Origin of the sequence: Streptomyces erythrochromogenes (assembly GCF_036170895.1) — a bacterium.
GTDB classification, from domain to species: Bacteria; Actinomycetota; Actinomycetes; order Streptomycetales; family Streptomycetaceae; genus Streptomyces; species Streptomyces erythrochromogenes.
On the sequence record NZ_CP108036.1, the window covers coordinates 6,235,847 to 6,253,262 of the forward strand.

Consider the following 17,416-nt stretch of genomic DNA (forward strand, 5'->3'; position numbering starts at 1 on the left):
GGGGAGGGGTGATCATGAGAAGTCCAGAGCGCACTTCCCATGAGGAGGCACGGGTGGCCGAGACTCTGAAGAAGGGCAGCCGGGTTACCGGCGCCGCGCGCGACAAGCTCGCGGCAGACCTGAAGAAGAAGTACGACTCCGGTGCGAGTATCCGGGCGCTGGCCGAAGAGACCGGCCGGTCCTACGGATTCGTCCACCGGATGCTCAGTGAGTCCGGGGTTTCGCTGCGCGGCCGCGGTGGCGCGACGCGTGGCAAGAAGGCGGCTACGGCCTGACCCCGGTCCATCGGATCCAACGCTCCAACGGCTTCAAGGCTCACATGATCCGACGTTCCCTTCGGTGACCCCCGGTCGGCCCCCCGGCCGACTGGGTGGTTACTGTGCAGTCACTTAGGCCGAGCTTGCGGCCGACTGCACACCGGAGGCATACAGATGGCTCTGCTCGACAAGGACGGCGTACGACTCACCGTCGACGACACGGTCGCCACGGTGACACTGACCAATCCGGCCAAGCGAAATGCCCAATCCCCCGCGCTCTGGCGGGCTTTGGCCGAGGCGGGCAGGTCGTTGCCGGGCACCGTCCGGGTCGTCGTGCTGCGCGGCGAGGGCAAGTCCTTCTCCGCCGGGCTCGACCGGCAGGCATTCACCCCCGAAGGCTTCGAGGGCGAGCCGTCCTTCCTCGATCTGGCGCGCGGTTCGGACGAACTGCTCGACGCCACGATCTCCGAGTACCAGGAGGCATTCACCTGGTGGAGGCGTAACGACATCATCTCCGTCGCCGCCGTGCAGGGGCACGCGATCGGCGCCGGCTTCCAGCTCGCACTCGCGTGCGACCTGCGCGTTGTCGCCGACGACGTGCAGTTCGCCATGCGCGAGACGAGCCTGGGCCTGGTCCCCGACCTGGCCGGCACCCAGCCGCTGGCCTCCCTGGTCGGGTACGCCCGCGCGCTGGAGATCTGCGCGACGGGCCGCTTCGTGCATGCCGAGGAGGCGGAGCGCGTGGGCCTCGCCAACCTGGTGGTCCCGGCGGACGAGCTCGACGCCGCCGTCCAGGACCTGACCACCGCCCTGCTGGCCCCGCCGCGGGACGCCGTGATCGAGACCAAGACCCTGCTGCGCAGCGCGCAGACCCGCACCTACGACGACCAGCGCGCCGCCGAGCGCGCGGCCCAGGCCCGTCGACTGCGCGACCTCGCGGGCCTCTCGGACTGACCCGCCGTCCTCGATTCCGGGCCCGGAAACCGACCCGGGACGACGCCGACCGGCGTAGTCCCGGGGCGCCGAGGCCGCCGCGCGCCTAACGTGGTGCGGAGTGAGTCCGTACACGTGAAGGGACACGCGATGACCGAAACCACATCAGGGGGCTCTCACAAGGCTGCAGGCGACCGGGGGCGCACGACCATCGCGGACGGGGTGGTCGAGAAGATCGCCGGACTGGCCGCCCGCGAAGTGGTCGGCGTGCACGCTCTGGGCAGCGGCCTCTCCCGCACCTTCGGTGCCGTCCGGGACCGGGTTCCCGGCGGCGGGAAAGCGGCGGTCAGCCGTGGGGTCAAGGCCGAGGTCGGCGAGGTCCAGACCGCCCTCGACCTGGAGATCGTCGTCCACTACGGCGTGTCGATCCGTGACGTGGCACGGGCTGTCCGTGAGAACGTCGTCTCCGCGGTCGAGAGAATGACCGGCCTGGAAGTCGTCGAGGTCAACATCGCCGTGAGCGACGTCAAGCTGCCCGACGAGCCCGACGAGGAGCCGGAATCCCGACTCCAGTAGCCGAGAGGAGCCCGCACATGAGCATGGCGGTCGCCGGCATGTTGGCCGGCATGGCCCTGGGGTTCGCCGGCTATTTCGGCGGATTCGGTGCCTTCCTGCTGGTGGCGGCCCTCGGAGCCGTGGGCTTCGTCGCCGGCCGCTTCCTCGACGGGGACCTGGATCCCGGGGACCTGTTCCGCCGCCGCGACGACCGGCGCAGGTGAGGCGCGATGAGCACCCTGCCGCAGGCCACCCCACCGGGCCCCGCCGCGCCGGGGGCCGCCGCACGGGCCACCCCGCACGCGGTGGCCGCCGCCGACCGCGGGGCCACCCGCATCGCCGACCGGGTCGTCGCCAAGATCGCCGCCCAGGCCGCCCGGGAGGCGCTCCCCGCGAGCACCGGAGCGCCCCCGCAGGCCACCGTCACCGTGCACCACGACATCGCGCGGGTCCGGGTGAGCCTGGAACTCCACTACCCCTCCGACCTGGCGGCCCAGTGCGCGGCCGTACGCAGCCGGGTCACCCGCCGAGTCGAGGAGTACGCGCAGATGTCCGTACCCGAGGTCGACATCGACATCGAACACCTGCACTCCGCGCACACCCGCACCGCCGCCGGGCGGGACCGGCGGCTGCGGTGACGGCCACCCGGTTCCGGTCCGCCCGCCGCATCCCCGCGGCCCTCGTCGCCCTGGTCGTACTCGGGGCGGTGGGACTGCTCCTGTACGACCTGGCCGCCGTACGGGCCGACCGCCCCGCCATGGCCTGGCGCCGCGAACTCGCCCACCGGCTGGAGGTCCACACCCCGGCGGACCTCGCGGTGCAGCTGGCCGGCGGGGCGCTGGCCCTGGCCGGGGCGGTGCTCCTGCTGCTGGCCGTCACCCCCGGGATCCGCAGGATCCTCCCCATGCTGAGCCCGGACCAGGACGGGGAAGCGGGCGCGGGCCCCCCGCTGCGCGCCGGGATCGGCCGCAAGGACGCGGCTCAGGTACTGCGGGACCGGGCCATGGAGGTGCCCGGCGTGCGGTCGGCCCGGGTCCGGATGGGCCGCTCCCGCGTCCGGGTGCGGGCCACCTCCCACTTCCGGCAACTGGACGAGGTACGGGCCGACCTGGACGCGGTACTGGCCGTCGGCATCGAAGAACTGGGCCTCGTGCGCCCGCTGCGGCGGCGCGTACGGGTCAGGAGGTGAGCGGGTTGCTCGGGACGGTGAACCGGATCCTGCTGGCGGTAGCCGGAGCGGTCCTGCTGGCGGCCGGGGTCGTGCTGCTGACGGCGGTACGCCCGCTCAAGGGCCGTGCGGAACCGCTGCTGAGCGCCGAGGACCGGCGCCGGTACCTGCACGCCGAGGGCTGGGCCTGGTGGGTGCTGGTCGCGGCCCTCACCCTGTGCCTGCTGCTGGCGCTGTGGTGGCTGCTGTCCCAGCTGCGGCGCTCCAGGCTGCGGGAGGTCGCCGTGGACACCGGGGACGGGGCCTTCGCCGTACTGCGCGGGCGCGCCCTGTCCGACGCCGTCGCCGCGGAGGCCGGAGCCCTGGACGGGGTCGCCGGCTGCCGGGTCGTCCTGCGCGGGCGGCGCGGTTCGCCCGCCCTGCGGGTGGCGGTCGAGCTGGAGGCCCACGCGGTCCCCGCGGACGCGCTGGCGGGGCTGGCGGGGCCGGTCCTGACCCACGCCCGGACCTCGGCGGGCCTCCCGGAACTGCCGGCGGAGGCACGTTTCAAGGTGACGTCCCACCGGGCCCAGCGCGTCAGCTGAGCACCCGCCGGCCCCGGGCGCGACGAGCCCGGGGCCGGACGCCCGCTCAGAAGCCGTGCCGGGAGCCGCCGTCGACCGGGAGCATCACGCCCGTCAGGTACGAGGCGGCCGGCGAGAGCAGGAACGCGGCCGTGCGGCCGAACTCCTGCGGGGAGCCGTACCGGCGCAGCGGGATGCGGGACTCGTTGCCCGCGCGGGCCGAGGCCGCGTCGCCGGACAGCGCGTCGAGCTCCCGTACCCGGTCGGTGTCGATACGGGCCGGCAGCAGGCCGACGACGCGGATCCCGCGCGGACCGAGCTCCACCGAGAGGGACTTCGCGAAGCCGGCCAGGCCCGGTCGCAGGCCGTTGGAGATGGTCAGGCCGGGGATCGGCTCGTGGACCGAGCCCGACAGGACGAAGCCGATGACCCCGCCCTCGCCCAGCACCGCGGCGGCCGCCCGGGCGAGGCGCACCGCACCGAGGAAGACCGACTCGAAGGCGGCCGACCACTGCTCGTCGGTGCTGTCGACGGCGAAGCCCGGGACGGGGCCGCCGACGCTGATGAGGATGCCGTCGAAGCGGCCGAAGCGCTCCCGCGCCGTGGCGATGAGCTGCCCGGCCGCCGCCGGGTCCGCGTTGTCCGCGGCCGCCCCCACGGCGTTCGGGCCGAGTTCGGCGGCGGCGTCGGCCGTCCGCTTCTCGTCCCGGCCCGTCACGAGGACCTTCGCGCCGTCGGCGACCAGTTCCCGGGCGGAGGCGAAGCCGAGGCCGCGGGTGGCCCCGGTGACGATGTAGACACGGTCTTTCAGTCCAAGATCCATGCCCGACACGCTACGCCGTCGCAGGCTCCTGTTCGGCCGCTTCGGCCCGGGCCGCGGCCTCCTCGCGGTCGCGCTTCTCGCGCCGTACGAGGACCAGCCAGCCCACCGGCACCGCGGAGGCGAACAGCCACCACTGGACCGCGTAGGCCATGTGCGCGCCGATCGAGTCGTGGTCGGGGTCGGCGACGGTCTCGGGACTGCCGTCCGCGGGAGCCGGATCGGTCAGTTCCAGGTACCCGCCGAGGACCGGCCGGCCCAGGGACGCGGCCTGCTGCTCGCTGTTGATGAGCATCACCTGACGGTCGGGCAGGCCCTTGCGGTCCTTGATGCCGCTGCCGCCGCTCGTCTCGTCGGCCTTCAGCCGGCCCGTGACCGTGACCTCGCCCGCGGGCGCGGCCGGCACCGGCGGGTAGGCGCGCGGGTCGTCGCCGCCCACCACCCAGCCGCGGTCGACCAGCACCACCCCGCCGTCGGAGAGGACGAGCGGGGTCACGACGTGGAAGCCGACCTTGTCGTCGTTCGAGGTCCGCATCCGTACGACCACCTCGTGCGCGGAGTCGTAGGTGCCGGTGGCGGTGACCGCGCGCCAGAAGTCGGCGCGGGGGACCTTGTGGCCGGGGGAGGTGACCTCCGTCATGGGGACCGGCTTCGCCCGCAGGTTCGCCTCGATCAGCTGGTTCTGCGCGACCCGGTGCACATGGCGGTGGTACTGCCAGAACCCGAGCTTGATCATCACGGGGATGAGGACGAGGGCGATGAGGGTGAGGCACACCCACTGCCGGGTCAGCACAAAGCGGTACACGCCCACGACGGTACCCCGGCCGACGAGGACCCCGGCGGCCGGGTGGCCCTCCGGGGTCGCGGGGAGGAGGAGGAAGCGGTCAGACGTGGTCGACGATGCCCACCTTCCCTTCCGCGCGGGCGCAGTGCCCGCCGCAGTACCACTGGCCCTCGACCTCGACGCCCTGTCCGATGATCTGGACCCGGCAGTGCTCGCAGATGGGCGCCATGCGGTGGATGGCGCAGGAGAAGCAGTCGAAGACGTGCACGGCGCCCTGCGCGTGCACCTCGAAGGACATGCCGTAATCGTTTCCGCAGACCTCACAACGTGCCATGCGCCGCATGCTGCGCACGGCGGAGCAGCGGAACAAGATCCACCCTGGTGAGTCGCCGCGCGGACACCCGCCCGGACCAACGGCCGGCGGCCGGCCGCCTCATTCCCCGGTCATTCCCCGGCCGGTGCCACGTCCCGCAGCAGCTGCGTGAAGGCCGCCTCGTCGACGACCGGGGTGCCGAAGGCCTTCGCCTTGACCGTCTTCGAGGTCGCCGAGTCCGGGTCGTTCGTCACCAGGAGGCTGGTGAGCCGCGACACGCTCGTCGCGACGTGCAGGCCCGCCTCGATCGCCCGGTCCTCCAGCAGCTCCCGCTCCACCGAGGTGTCGCCGGAGAAGGCGATCCGCATGCCCTGCTTCAGCGGCTCACCGTCCTCGAAGCGCCCCGGATTGGGGTGCGGGCACGGCGGACGCTTGCGCGAGGGCCGCCAGCTGCTGCCCCGGTACGACGCCTGGTGGCCCACGCGCGGAGTGGCCGCCGAGTCCGACCACTCCGTCAGCGGCCGGCATTCCAGCAGGGGCAGCCGTACGCCGCCCTGCGCCGCGGCGTGCAGCGACGGACGGAAGGCCTCCGCGAGCACCCGGGCGTCGTCGAGCGCGTGGTGGGCGCGCTGCTGGACCACACCGAAGTGCGCGGCGAGCGACTCCAGCTTGTGGTTGGGCAGCGGGAGGTTCAGCTCCTTCGACAGGGCGATGGTGCACAGCCGCTGACGGACCGGCGCGGTCGTCTCGGCGCGCGCGTACTCCCGGGCGATCATCTGCCAGTCGAAGATGGCGTTGTGCGCGACCAGCACGCGGTCCGCGAGCCTGCCGGCGAACTCCTCGGCGATGTCCTTGAAGAGCGGTGCGCCTTCGAGCACGTCACTCGTCAGACCGTGGATCCACACCGGTCCCGGGTCCCGCTGCGGGTTGACCAGGCTGTACCAGTGGTCCTCCACGTTGCCCTGTGCGTCCAGCCGGTAGACGGCGGCGGAGACTATCCGGTCGTCGCGAGCGAGCCCGGTGGTCTCCACGTCGACGACCGCGTACCCCTGTGGGTACGCGGTCGGCCACGTCGTCTCTGCGGTCGTACGGTCGTCGAGCATGGTCACAGAGGATATCGGCACGGACTGACACCGCGGCCCCACCCTCGGTCAGCCCAGCGCGGAGACCAGGTCCCCGGCGGCCAGCTGTTCGAGCCCGCAGCCGTCAACGGGCCCCGGCAGCAGCCGGTATACGGACCCCCGCGCACCGGCCGGCGCCACGTCGCCGTCCACCAGCGCGAGCAGCGCCGACCTCCCCGAGGCGGCCGCGCCCGCGAGGGCCTCCACGTCCGGCGACGGCAGCACGGAGTCCGGATCCTCCAGCCCGAGCAGCCGCCCGGCGAAGGCCGCGGTGTCCTCGTCCGCCCGGCGCCGGTAGGTCCACAGCTCGTCGGGGTCGCTGGGCCGGGGCGTGCGGCGCAGCACGACGACCTCTGCGCAGCGCGCCGCCGCGTGCCAGCCCGCCAGCTCCCACAGGGTGGTGCGGCCGGTGGAGAAGTACTGGAAGAGGTCGCGGCCGATCCGGGCCAGGTCGTCCTGGTGCGCGTGCACGCTGTGGTAGCCCTCGTCGTCGGGCAGGTGCACGTCGGTCCACAGGAAGCCGCGCCGCTCCAGGTCGACGAGCAGCGGCACGTGGATCCGCGAGTTGCCGACCAGGTCGTAGCGCTGCCGCACGGTCCGCGGGTCGTAGCGCGCGGTGCGCCCGGAGCGGCTCGGCAGCGACATGAAGCCGGCGAAGGCGTCGGGCAGCAGCTCGAAGGGGATGTTGTTGTAGCTGAAGACGACCGGCATGGCGAAGCGGACGCCGGTGTCGGCGAGGGCGTCGAGGTCGATGTCCACGTACTCGCTCGCCCCGGCGGGCGCGGGGGCGGAGGTGAGGTCGCCGGAGTGGACCACGGCCCGTCCGCCGTAGACGAGGTTGGTGTAGTCGCACAGGCCCGCGTAGTTCCAGTCGGAGTCGAACAGCACCACCGACAGGTCGAGATCCACCGTCTTCTTCGGCGGCTCCATCCAGTGCAGGAACATCCGCAGCACCTCGCCGTCGGGCAGCGCCTGGAAACTGCCCTTGGGTACGGTGACCAGGGCCTTGGCGGCCGCCCGCTCGGCCGAGGGGACGTGCAGGTGGGCCAGGCGGGAGTCGAGGACCGCCACGTCGTACGGCTCGGCCGCGGACAGCCGGCGCAGCAGCTCCCGCTCGAACAGGCCGGCCACCGCAACTGTCACGGGCTCGGCGAGCGGCGCCCGGGTGTCGTCCACGGTGTAGGAGTGCGCGACCTGGCCGCGCGGGAAGAACACCCGCCGGGTACCGGGCTGATGGCGGATCCGCAGCCGTCCCAGCGCGGACAGCACCGGCCCCGGCCCCGCCTTCGGCAGCCGCTCCGCCAGCACCGCCGCCACCTGCTCGGGCAGGGCGTCGGCCGCGTACCGGCGCAGCAGGTGGTCGAGGCGCCGTACGAGCTCCCCGGGCCGCTCCGCGAGGACGGCGAGGGCGAGGTCCGGGTCCGCCCCGCGCAGGGCCTCCTCCGCGCGGCCCGTCCAGGTGGCGGCCCTGATGCGGGAGCCGTCGACCCGTACGGCCTGCGGGTGTCGGGCGGCGGTGGCCAGCAGGGCCTCGCCCAGCGCGGTGCCCCGGACGTCGGTCTCGCGCAGCACGGCGAAGGCCAGGGAGGCCCGCGGGTGGCGCCCGTACTGCTCGAAGGGGTGCAGGACCTCGGCGGCCCGCTTCCACGGGTCGGGGTGGCGCAGGACGTCCTCGACGAGCAGGGCGGGGTCCAGTGCGTCGAGCAGGGCGAGCAGTTCGCGGCGCAGCGGGCGCGGCAGGGACCGCATCCGGGGCGGCGACAGCAGGTCGGCCTCGCCGCCGGACCAGACGGCCAGGAGCCGCAGGACGTCGGTGGCGGTGGTCAGCCGGTCGGGGAGCAGGGCCCGTACGGCCTCCCGGGTGCGGCGCTCGCGCAGCAGGGTGCCGAGCACCATGGCCTTGGTCTCCCGTACCGGGATGTCGTCCGGCAGCCAGTCGAGGCCGGCCGGCGCGGCGGCGAGCAGCACCCGCGCCTCCTCGGTGTCCTGGGCCGACAGCGGGGTCCGGCGGGCGAGCAGCCGGCCGAGGGCGGTGACGGAGTCGGCGGCGCGGTCGGTGCCCAGGCCCAGCAGCCGCAGCGGGCCCGCGCTTTCGCCGGGCGCGGGCCGACCGGGCCGCTCGGCGGCCGGGTCCAGGAAGGGGTCCGCGAGGTCGATCCGGCGGTGGCAGATCGGGCAGCCCGTGTAGACGGCGCCGTCCCAGCAGGTCCGGCAGACCAGGTGGGCGCAGGGGGAGACGGGGTGGACGCTGCCGACGGTCGCGCACAGCACGCACGGCTGGGCGGGCCACTGCAGGAGCAGGGCGAAGACCCGGTCGAGCCACAGGGCGACGGTGTCGTCGGGCACGGAGGCCGGGAACGTGCGGAACAGCGGCATGTGGGTGCGGTCCGCGCCCAGCAGGACGTCGATGTCGCGGACGAGCGAGGTGCCGGCGTCGGCGAGCCCGGCGGGGCCGAGCCAGGCGAGTGCGGAGCGCAGCGGCGCCGTCAGGGCGAAGCCCCGGTCGAGGAGTTCGGCTTCGAGGGCGGTCAGGCCCTCGGCCGTGGACGGATCGCCGGGGCGCGGCCCGGCCTGGTCGACGTACACGGTGTGGAGACGGCGCAGCAGGACGGTCGACAGCTCGGGCAAAGGGGGGAGTCCTCCGGGACCGGGGAGAGGGATGGGGCGGGGGCGGAGAGGGGACGCGCTGCGTGGTCATCGGAGAGGTGAGAAGGAAGCACGTCGCGGAGCCGCCCCCGCGCAGCAGATACAACCACGGCCGGGCCGAGGCGCAAACCGATTTACGGACCGGTCCTCGCGCCCTGCGGCGGCGCCGTCAGCAGGGCCGTCACCAGAGCCCGTACGGACAGCAGGAAGAGCCGTTCCGGATCCGCGGGCCGGGCCAGCGCGCGGGCGAGGGCGGGGTCGTCGGGGGCCGCGGCCGGGTCCCAGAGCTCGCTCTCGGCCGGGGACTGGGCGGGGGAGCGCTCGCGGTTGCGCTCGACCAGCAGGAACCCGACGATCTGGAACTGCACGGCGCGCACCGCGTCGGCCGCCCGGGCGCCGCGCAGTCCCGCGGCGTGCACTTCGTGGACGAGGGCCTGCTGCGCCGGCAGGAACATCCGCTCTGTGAGCCCGCGTTCGTGGACCATCGCGATCAGGTGCGGGCGCTCGCGCAGCTCGCGGCGCAGGATCCGGGCCACCGATTCGATCCGCTCGGCCGGGGTGCGCCCGACCGGGGAGATCGCGCCCATCTCCTGCACCGTCCGCTCCACGAGGGCGTCGAGGAGCGATTCGCGGTTGCCGACGTGCCAGTAGATGGACGTCACCGCGGTGCCCAGCGCGGCGGCGAGTCCCCGCATCGTGAGGGCGGCCGGCCCGCGCTGCTTGACCAGGGACGCGGCGGCGTCCAGCACCTCGTCCCGGGTCAGCGAGGATCTGGCCATGTCAGCGGTCCACCGATCTGTCGATTCGTCAGTTCTCGTGTGTGCACGGGGGTTTACCCTTCATCGGCCGCGGTGTAACTGTGTTACAGAACCGAACCGAGAGGTGGTGCGAGACATGGCACGCGTACGGTACGGAGCGCGCACCGAGGCCGAGATCGCCGCGTCGCGCGAGAAGAGTTCCAAGCTCCCCGACATCTGGTCCACCGGCGTGGTGGCCGTCTGGGAGACCGATCCCGACGTGGTCGCCGCGGTCCTCCCGCCGCCGCTCAAGCCGGCCGAGCGGCCCCTCGTGCGGGCGAACATCAGCAAGGTCGACCTGCCCGGCTACCCGCTCGGCGCCGGCTCGGTGGCCGTCGCCGCCCACCACGACGGCGTGGAGGGCTGGTACCCGCTGGTCATGCCGATGACCCACGAGCGCGCCCTGACCGGCGGCCGCGAGGTCTTCGGCGAACCGAAGAAGCTGGGCGAGGTCACCGTCGAGCGCGACGGCCTCGTCGTACGGGCCGCCCTCGTCCGGCACGGGATCGCCTTCGTCGAGGTGCGGGGCGCCGTGGACCGCCCGCTGCCGCTGCCGGAGCCCACCCATAAGACCGACTTCTACTTCAAGTTCCTGCCCGCCGTGGACGGTTCGGGCTTCGACACGGACCCGGTCCTCGTGCACTGCGTCCGCAACGAGAAGGTCCGCAAACTGGAGCACGTCACCGGTGACATCGTCCTGCGCGAGTCGATGTTCGATCCCGTAGCCGACCTCCCCGTCCGCCGGATCGTGGAGATCACCCTCGGCGAGAAGACCACCGACCAGAAGGGCCGGGTCGTCGAGCGGGTCAGCGCCCGGGCCCTGCTCCCGTACATCCACCAGCGCTACGACGACCCGATGCAGATCCTCGACGGCCCCCCGGAAGGGAGCCTGTGAGATGAGGCTCGAACCGGGACAGACGGCCGTCGTCACCGGCGCGGCGAGCGGCATCGGGCTCGCCATGGCCCGCCGCTTCGCCGCCGAGGGACTGAAGGTGGTCCTCGCCGACGTCGAGGAAGCCGCCCTGCGCAAGGCCGCCGACGAACTCGCCGCGGACGGGGCACAGGTACTCGCCCGGACCGTCGACGTCAGCGACCGCGACTGCGTGCTCGCCCTCGCCGACGCGGCCTACGACGCCTTCGGCGCCGTCCACGTCCTCTGCAACAACGCGGGCGTCGGCTCCGGCGCCGAGGGCCGGATGTGGGAGCACGAGCCCAACGACTGGAAGTGGGCCTTCTCCGTCAACGTGTGGGGCGTCTTCCACGGCATCCAGGCCTTCGTCCCCCGCATGATCGCCGGCGGCGCCCCCGGCCACGTCGTCAACACCTCCTCCGGCGACGGCGGCATCGCCCCGCTGCCCACCGCCTCCGTCTACGCCGTCACAAAGGCCGCCGTGGTCACCATGACCGAGTCCCTCTACGCCCACCTCAAGGCGGAGGGCGCGGCCGTCGGCGCCTCCGTCCTCTTCCCCGGCCCGCACATGCTGCGCACCGGGCTGTGGGAGTCCCACCGCAACCGGCCCGAGCGGTACGCGAAGCAGCGCCCGCGCAGGACCCCGTACCGCAGCCTCGACCAGTACGAGGCCGCGATGGAGCAGGCCGGCCACGAGGTGGCCTTCACCCCGGTCGAGGAGGTCGCGGAGCACGTCGTCGACGGCATCCGCGCCGACCGTTTCTGGATGCTGCCGCCGAGCGAGCACAGCGACCGGCAGATCCGCGCCCGGTCGCAGTCGATGCTCGACCGCGCCGATCCCGCCTACCTGGAGAGCTTCATCCTCGACTGAGGAGCGTCCGCAGTGAGTGACACACCGTACGAAGACCCGTACCTGATCATCTCCTCCGACTGCCACGCGGGCCTGCCCACCGAGCAGTACCGCCCGTACCTCGACTCCCGCTTCCACCGCCAGTTCGACGAGTTCCTCGGCCAGCGCGACGCCCGCCGCGCGGAGGCCACCCGGCTGGGCGTCCGCAACGAGGCCTTCGCCGAGAAGTGGTTCCACGACCACGAGGAGGGCCTGCGGGGAGGCTGGGACACCGGACAGCGGCTGAAGGAGCTCGACGGCGACGGCGTGGCCGCCGAGGTCGTCTTCCCCGACGCGGACGCCGTCGACAGCCAGACCGCGGCCCCCTTCGGGGTGGGCCTCGGGCTCTCCGGCGACCAGGACCCCGAGCTCGGCATGGCGGGCGCGCAGGCGCACAACCGCTGGCTGGCCGAGTTCGTCGCGCAGACCCCCGAGCGCCACTGCGGCGTCGCGCTGCTGCCCATCACGGGCGAGCCGGGCAAGGTCGTCGCCGAGATCCACCGGGCCAAGGAGTCCGGGCTGGGCGCGCTGATGATCCCCGCCATGTGGGTGGACAAGGCGCCCTACCACGACCGCCGCTACGACCCCGTCTGGGCGGCGGCGGCCGAGACCCGGATGCCGATCGTCACCCACTCCGGCTCCTCGCCGCGCCACGAGTACGGCGACCACCTGGGCATCTTCGTCTCCGAGGTCACCTGGTGGCCGGCCCGCCCGCTGTGGTTCCTGCTCTGGTCCGGGGTGTTCGAGCGGCACCCGGGCCTGAAGTTCGGGGTCGCCGAGTCGGGCTGCTGGTGGCTGCCGAACCAGCTGTGGTTCATGGACCGGCTCTACCTCGGCGCGCACGGCGGCAAGAAGCTCTCGCCGTTCGAGGAGCTGAAGCGGCCGCCGAGCGAGTACCTGGACCGCCAGGTCTTCGTCTGCGCCACGAACACCAAGCGGCGCGAACTGGCCCAGCGCTACGAGATCGGCGTGGACAACATCCTGTGGGGCTCGGACTTCCCGCACCCCGAGGGCACCTGGCCGAACACCCGGACCTGGCTGAAGAACACCTTCCACGACATCCCGGTCGAGGAGACCCGCCGGATGCTCGGCCTCGCCGCGGCGGAGGTCTTCGGCTTCGACACCGCGAAGCTGGCCCCGATCGCCCGCCGGATCGGCCCCACCCCGGCCGAACTGGGCCAGTCCCCGGACCAGGCGGCGGTGGCGGCCTCCTGGGCGCGCTCGCGCGAGGTGGGCCGGCACTGGCTGACCGAGCACGACTTCCCGGTACTGGGGGTCACGCAGTGACCGGCGACGACCGCTACACGGTGATCTCGGCGGACTGCCACGCGGGCGCCGACCTCCTGGACTACAAGCCCTACCTGGAGAAGCGGTATCACGACGACTTCGACGCCTGGGCCGCCACCTACGTGAACCCGTACGAGGACCTCCTCGCGGACACCGCGGACCGCAACTGGAACTCGGCGCGGCGCCTGGCGGAGCTGGAGGCGGACGGCATCGTCGCCGAGGTCGTCTTCCCCAACACCATCCCGCCGTTCTTCCCCAAGGCCTCCCTGATGGCGCAGCCGCCGACGGCCGCGGAGTACACGATGCGCTGGGCCGGGCTCCAGGCCCACAACCGCTGGCTGGCGGACTTCTGCGCGGACGCCCCGGGCCGGCGGGCGGGCGTCGCACAGATCCTCCTCAACGACGTCGACGCGGCGGTGCAGGAGATCCGCCGCACGAAGGCGGCGGGCCTGACGGGCGGCGTCCTGCTCCCCGGCGTGCCGCCCGGCTCCACGGTCCCCGAGCTGTACTCGGCCGCCTACGACCCCATCTGGGCGGTGTGCGACGAACTGGACGTCCCGGTCAACCACCACGGCGGCTCGGCCTCGCCGCCGCTCGGTGACGAACCGGCGGCCCGGGCCGTCTTCATGGTGGAGACGACCTGGTTCTCGCACCGGGCCCTGTGGCACCTGGTCTTCGGCGGGGCGTTCCGGCGCCACCCGGGCCTGAAGCTGGTCCTGACGGAGCAGGGCTCCGGCTGGATCCCGGGCGTGCTGGAGATGCTGGACTACTACCACGGCCGCCTGGTCGCGGCCTCGGCCACGGCCGAGTCCAAGTTCGGGGCGGGCCTCGCCGAGGCGATGGGCAGGGGCCCGAGCGAGGTCTGGCGGGACAACTGCTTCGTGGGGGCCAGCTTCATGCGCCCCCACGAGGTCCCGCTGCGGGACCGGATCGGCCTCGACAAGATCATGTGGGGCAGCGACTACCCCCACGACGAGGGCACGACGCCGTACTCCCGCGAAGGCCTCCGCATCGCCTACGCGGGCCTCCCGCGGGACGAGGTCGCCGCCATGGCCGGCGGCAACGCGGCCCGCGTGTACGGCTTCGACCTGGCCCGGCTGGACGCGCTGGCCGCGCAACACGGCCCCCTGGTCTCGGAGATCGCCGAACCCCTGGCGGAAATCCCCCCGGCCGCCACCAGCCCGGCCTTCGCCAAGGGCGGCTCGGTCCGCGTCTGGTAGCCACGGCGTTCCCGCCGGGGCGGCTCAGGTGTCGTACGCCGTGAGCCGCTCCGGCGGGAATCGTTCCGTGCCGGTGAGCCGGGTGCCACCCGACGCGACGACCCGCAGGCCCGACAGGTCGGCCAGCGGCCCGATGTCGATGACGGGGAGGCAGTCGGTCAGGTTCACCTGTACCAGGTCGGGCAGTTCACGCAGCGGTTCGAGCGAGCCGACCAGCTCGCAGGAACCCAGGTAGAGCTCCTTCAGGCCCTGGTGCTTCACCAGGCTGCGCGGGTCCAGCTCCGGCTGGGCCAGGAGCTGCAGGACGGTCAGCGGCGGCGGAACCGGCAGGACCGCCAGACTGCGCGCCTGCTGGGTGCCGGAGACGGTCAGCCAGGAGAGGTCCGGCCACCGTTCCAGCCCGTCCAGGCTCACCTCCGCCGCCCGCTGGTAGAGCCCGAAGCCGGTCAGGGCACCGGCCACCGGCAGGTCGGCCACCGAACGAGTGCCGAGGCGCAGGTCCAGTCCCAGGTGCCGCAGCCCGCCCAGATCGGCCAGCGGCCGCAGGTCCGCCTCGTCGAGCCGGTACAGGTACAAGGTCTCCAGTGAGAGGTCGCCCAACCCGTCGAGGCGTACGTCGCGGCACTGGTCCAAGCCGACCAGTCGCAGATCGGCCAGCGCGGACAGGGCCCCGAGGTCGGCGAGCCGGTGGTTGAGGCTGAAGAAGACCCGTTCCAGGTCCCGCAGGCTCATCAGCTCCGGGGGGACGCCGTAGTCGCCCTCCAGCCGGATGCGCCGGTGAGGGAGCCTGTGGAGCTGTGCGAGCTGCTCCCGAGTGTGGACGGGGAGGAAGGCGTCCCCCAGCGGGGCCCCGCCCAGTACCTCGTCCACGTAGAGGGCCGTGTCGAAGCGGCCCCACGAAGCAGCCAGTTCGTGGCAGACGGAGAACCGCGTGTCCGACCGTGCTGCGGCCAGCACGCGGAGGGCCCGGAGGCCGCCGATCAGTGCGGCCGTACGGACGGCCGCCGCCGCCTCGGCCACCGGCAGCCCCGCCGGGGCCGGCAGCAGCTCCAGGACCAGCTCGCCGGCCTTGGCCAGTTCGGCGGCCTGATCCATGGTCCGCGGCGGCAGCAGTTCCGCCGTGCGGGACTGGATGTCGGAGCGGATCGCCGGGTCGAGTTCCGGGGCGTGTTCCAGGCTCGCAGCGGCGAGGAGGACCAGGCGGTTGCGGGCGCTCTTGACCTTGTCCGCGCGCTTCAGCAGGCCCCGCAGGATGCGGGTGCGTTCATCCGGGCGTGCGTGGCCCACTGCCATGCGGACCACGTCGTCCCAGGTGTCGTCGTGGGCGTTCCTCACCAGCACGCCGAAGTCCCGCGATTCCACCGCGGCCTTAGCGCCCAGGTAGTCCTGGAAGGTGCGGTGGACGAAGACGACAGAGCCCGGCACCGGCTCCAGGAGCAGCCCGCTGCGGATCAGCAGGTGGGTGAAGACCTGCTCCGCGCCGCCCTGCGCGGCAACCTGCGGCATCGAGTCCAGCCACTCGCCCACCATCTCGACGGCCTCGCCCCGGTCCGCCTCCACCTGGCCGTTCCTGATCAGCCAGTACGCGAACCGCTGGAGCAGCAGGACCTGTTCGTCGCGGGTGAGGTAGACGCCCTCGACCCCGCTGATCTCCCGTTCCGTGTCCCGCCGGACCAGCAGCATGTCCAGGGCGGCGTCGTACAGCTCCTTGCGCGCCCGGGGCAGGTGCATCCGCCGGTCCCGGTTCAGCGCGCAGAGCAGTGCGCACATCAGGGGGTTGGTGGCGAGCCGCGCCAGGTCGCGGCGGGCCGACACCGCCTCCAGTAGCGAGGCCTCGTACGCGTCCAGGTCCTCGCCGGGGCATTCGGCGCGCGCCGCCCGGTGCCAGTGCGAGACGAACGCGCGGATGTCGTCCAACTCCATCGGCAGCAGCGAGTGCGGCGTGAAGCCCTGCCCCGCCAGCCAGTCCTCCGGCACGGCCGACGGCCGGGTCGTCACCACGTACCGCGCCTTCGGGAACGCGGCGATCAGCGACCGCAGCCAGACTTCCGTGCGGGTGCGCAGCCGCTGCGGGACCTCGTCCACCCCGTCCACCAGCACCAGCGCCCGGCCGTTCAGCATCAGGTCCTCGGCCCAGCCGGCGGGAGCCGACAGGGGTACGCCCGAGGCGCGCAGGAACTCCTCCGGCAGCGGCAGGCTCTCTGCGGACGTGAAGGCCCGCAGCCGCAGGACGAACGGCACGCACGTGCCCCACGGCCCCTCCGCCTGCCGGGCCGCGTTCAGCGCCAGCCACTGCATCAGCGTGCTCTTGCCTGAGCCGGCCGGGCCGCGCAGCAGCACCCGGTCCGCCGAGCCCAGGGCGTGCTCCGCCCTGACCGGGCTCTGGTGCATGCCCGGCTCGCCCGGCATCAGCTGCTGCTCGCCGCTCACCGTGAGGCTGATGTAGGCGAGGTCCAGCGGCCACTCCTCCCGCGCCCGGCCGGTGGTCAGCCCGAACAGCTGCAGGCGGCCGTGGGCCTGCGCCACGTACTGCGCGTACTTCTGCTCGAAGCGGTGGGCCTCCGACGCAGCCGTCGCGGCGAGCCGCGCCGCCATCCGGTCCACGTGCCGCTCCAGTCGGCCCGTCCGCCGGACCAGTTCCACGTCCGTCCGGGCGCCGAAGCCCGGCAGGGTCGTCAGGTACTCCACGGTGTGCTCGCAGCACAGCCGGACCAGCCGCCCGTACAGGGCCTCGGCCGCCTCGCCCAGGCCGGGCGGGGCCGGCGGCAGTGTCGCCGCCAGGGTCGCCGGGTCCAGGTCCGCCGCGAAAAGGGCCTCCGCGTCCAGCGGGCCCAGCGCGGCGAAGGCGTCGCCGGCCGCGGCCACCGCCGCCAGGCGCTCGTGTTCCGGGAGGCGGGCGGTGGCCTCGTCCATGCGGGCCGCGAGGGTCTCCGTCAGCCGGCGGATCTCCGGCTCGCCCAGCTCCGCGGTCGTTCGGCGCCACCTCGGCACCGGGCGGGCCGGGTCCGCCGTCAGGCCCGCGCCGGGGGCCCGGGACAGAGCGGACCTGATCAGGGCGCTCGCCGCCGTCCCCGCCACCCGTAAGAGAACCGTCTCGAATCCCGTCATTCCCCACCCTCCCCGAACCGACGGTAACCTGGACGGATACCGATC

18 protein-coding genes are annotated in these 17,416 nt (G+C 73.4%); 11 read left to right on the forward strand and 7 right to left on the reverse strand.

Annotation, left to right across the window (positions count from 1 at the left end):
- Positions 1-53 precede the first annotated feature (53 nt).
- The 7 genes from OHA91_RS28530 to amaP all read left to right on the forward strand — a co-directional run bounded on the left by OHA91_RS28530 (position 54) and on the right by amaP (position 3,497).
- Complete coding sequence (locus OHA91_RS28530) at positions 54-275, forward strand: helix-turn-helix domain-containing protein (RefSeq protein ID WP_030010789.1); 222 nt, start codon at positions 54-56, stop codon at positions 273-275.
- A 156-nt stretch (positions 276-431) separates the two neighbouring features.
- Positions 432-1,211: an enoyl-CoA hydratase/isomerase family protein gene (locus OHA91_RS28535; protein WP_031149030.1), complete on the forward strand. Its 780-nt coding sequence runs from the start codon at positions 432-434 to the stop codon at positions 1,209-1,211.
- Positions 1,212-1,340: 129 nt separating this feature from the next.
- Complete coding sequence (locus tag OHA91_RS28540) at positions 1,341-1,766, forward strand: Asp23/Gls24 family envelope stress response protein (protein WP_031149029.1); 426 nt, start codon at positions 1,341-1,343, stop codon at positions 1,764-1,766.
- A 17-nt stretch (positions 1,767-1,783) separates the two neighbouring features.
- Positions 1,784-1,969, forward strand: coding sequence for a hypothetical protein (locus OHA91_RS28545; protein WP_030662934.1), 186 nt, complete (start codon positions 1,784-1,786; stop codon positions 1,967-1,969).
- Between the two features lie 6 nt (positions 1,970-1,975).
- A complete protein-coding gene (locus tag OHA91_RS28550; RefSeq protein ID WP_328740275.1) occupies positions 1,976-2,383 on the forward strand; it encodes an Asp23/Gls24 family envelope stress response protein in 408 nt (135 codons plus the stop codon).
- Positions 2,380-2,934: a DUF6286 domain-containing protein gene (locus tag OHA91_RS28555; RefSeq protein WP_051893038.1), complete on the forward strand. Its 555-nt coding sequence runs from the start codon at positions 2,380-2,382 to the stop codon at positions 2,932-2,934. Before OHA91_RS28550 ends, OHA91_RS28555 begins: the two co-directional genes overlap by 4 nt.
- The gene (gene amaP, locus OHA91_RS28560) at positions 2,931-3,497 is read left to right on the forward strand and encodes an alkaline shock response membrane anchor protein AmaP (RefSeq protein ID WP_031149024.1); all 567 of its coding nucleotides are present in this window, start codon (positions 2,931-2,933) and stop codon (positions 3,495-3,497) included. Before OHA91_RS28555 ends, amaP begins: the two co-directional genes overlap by 4 nt.
- 46 nt (positions 3,498-3,543) lie before the next feature.
- On the opposite strand, the gene OHA91_RS28565 is transcribed toward amaP, so the two are convergent.
- The 6 genes from OHA91_RS28565 to OHA91_RS28590 all read right to left on the reverse strand — a co-directional run bounded on the left by OHA91_RS28565 (position 3,544) and on the right by OHA91_RS28590 (position 9,939).
- On the reverse strand, positions 3,544-4,299 hold the full coding sequence (locus OHA91_RS28565; RefSeq protein ID WP_031149021.1) for an SDR family oxidoreductase: 756 nt from the start codon (positions 4,297-4,299) through the stop codon (positions 3,544-3,546).
- A 10-nt stretch (positions 4,300-4,309) separates the two neighbouring features.
- Positions 4,310-5,101: an SURF1 family cytochrome oxidase biogenesis protein gene (locus tag OHA91_RS28570; protein WP_031149019.1), complete on the reverse strand. Its 792-nt coding sequence runs from the start codon at positions 5,099-5,101 to the stop codon at positions 4,310-4,312.
- A 79-nt stretch (positions 5,102-5,180) separates the two neighbouring features.
- The gene (locus OHA91_RS28575; RefSeq protein ID WP_007263378.1) at positions 5,181-5,414 is read right to left on the reverse strand and encodes a hypothetical protein; all 234 of its coding nucleotides are present in this window, start codon (positions 5,412-5,414) and stop codon (positions 5,181-5,183) included.
- 110 nt (positions 5,415-5,524) lie between these two features.
- A complete protein-coding gene (locus tag OHA91_RS28580) occupies positions 5,525-6,496 on the reverse strand; it encodes a DEDDh family exonuclease (RefSeq protein ID WP_266502352.1) in 972 nt (323 codons plus the stop codon).
- A gap of 48 nt (positions 6,497-6,544) precedes the next feature.
- Positions 6,545-9,142 (reverse strand): MXAN_6230/SCO0854 family RING domain-containing protein, encoded by a 2,598-nt coding sequence (locus tag OHA91_RS28585; RefSeq protein ID WP_031149014.1) that lies wholly within the window; start codon positions 9,140-9,142, stop codon positions 6,545-6,547.
- 152 nt (positions 9,143-9,294) lie between these two features.
- Positions 9,295-9,939, reverse strand: coding sequence for a TetR/AcrR family transcriptional regulator (locus OHA91_RS28590; protein WP_031149012.1), 645 nt, complete (start codon positions 9,937-9,939; stop codon positions 9,295-9,297).
- Positions 9,940-10,054: 115 nt separating this feature from the next.
- Between OHA91_RS28590 and OHA91_RS28595 the strand changes: the two genes are divergently transcribed.
- From OHA91_RS28595 to OHA91_RS28610, 4 genes are read left to right on the forward strand one after another with little or no spacing between them, the layout of a single operon-like run.
- Complete coding sequence (locus tag OHA91_RS28595; protein WP_031149010.1) at positions 10,055-10,852, forward strand: acetoacetate decarboxylase family protein; 798 nt, start codon at positions 10,055-10,057, stop codon at positions 10,850-10,852.
- A gap of 1 nt (position 10,853) precedes the next feature.
- Positions 10,854-11,738: an SDR family NAD(P)-dependent oxidoreductase gene (locus OHA91_RS28600; protein ID WP_328740277.1), complete on the forward strand. Its 885-nt coding sequence runs from the start codon at positions 10,854-10,856 to the stop codon at positions 11,736-11,738.
- Positions 11,739-11,750: 12 nt separating this feature from the next.
- On the forward strand, positions 11,751-13,043 hold the full coding sequence (locus OHA91_RS28605) for an amidohydrolase family protein (RefSeq protein WP_328740279.1): 1,293 nt from the start codon (positions 11,751-11,753) through the stop codon (positions 13,041-13,043).
- Positions 13,040-14,263, forward strand: coding sequence for an amidohydrolase family protein (locus OHA91_RS28610; RefSeq protein WP_328740280.1), 1,224 nt, complete (start codon positions 13,040-13,042; stop codon positions 14,261-14,263). The genes OHA91_RS28605 and OHA91_RS28610 overlap by 4 nt, the downstream gene beginning before the upstream one ends.
- Positions 14,264-14,287: 24 nt before the next feature.
- On the opposite strand, the gene OHA91_RS28615 is transcribed toward OHA91_RS28610, so the two are convergent.
- Complete coding sequence (locus OHA91_RS28615) at positions 14,288-17,371, reverse strand: NACHT domain-containing protein (RefSeq protein WP_328740281.1); 3,084 nt, start codon at positions 17,369-17,371, stop codon at positions 14,288-14,290.
- Positions 17,372-17,416 lie beyond the last annotated feature (45 nt).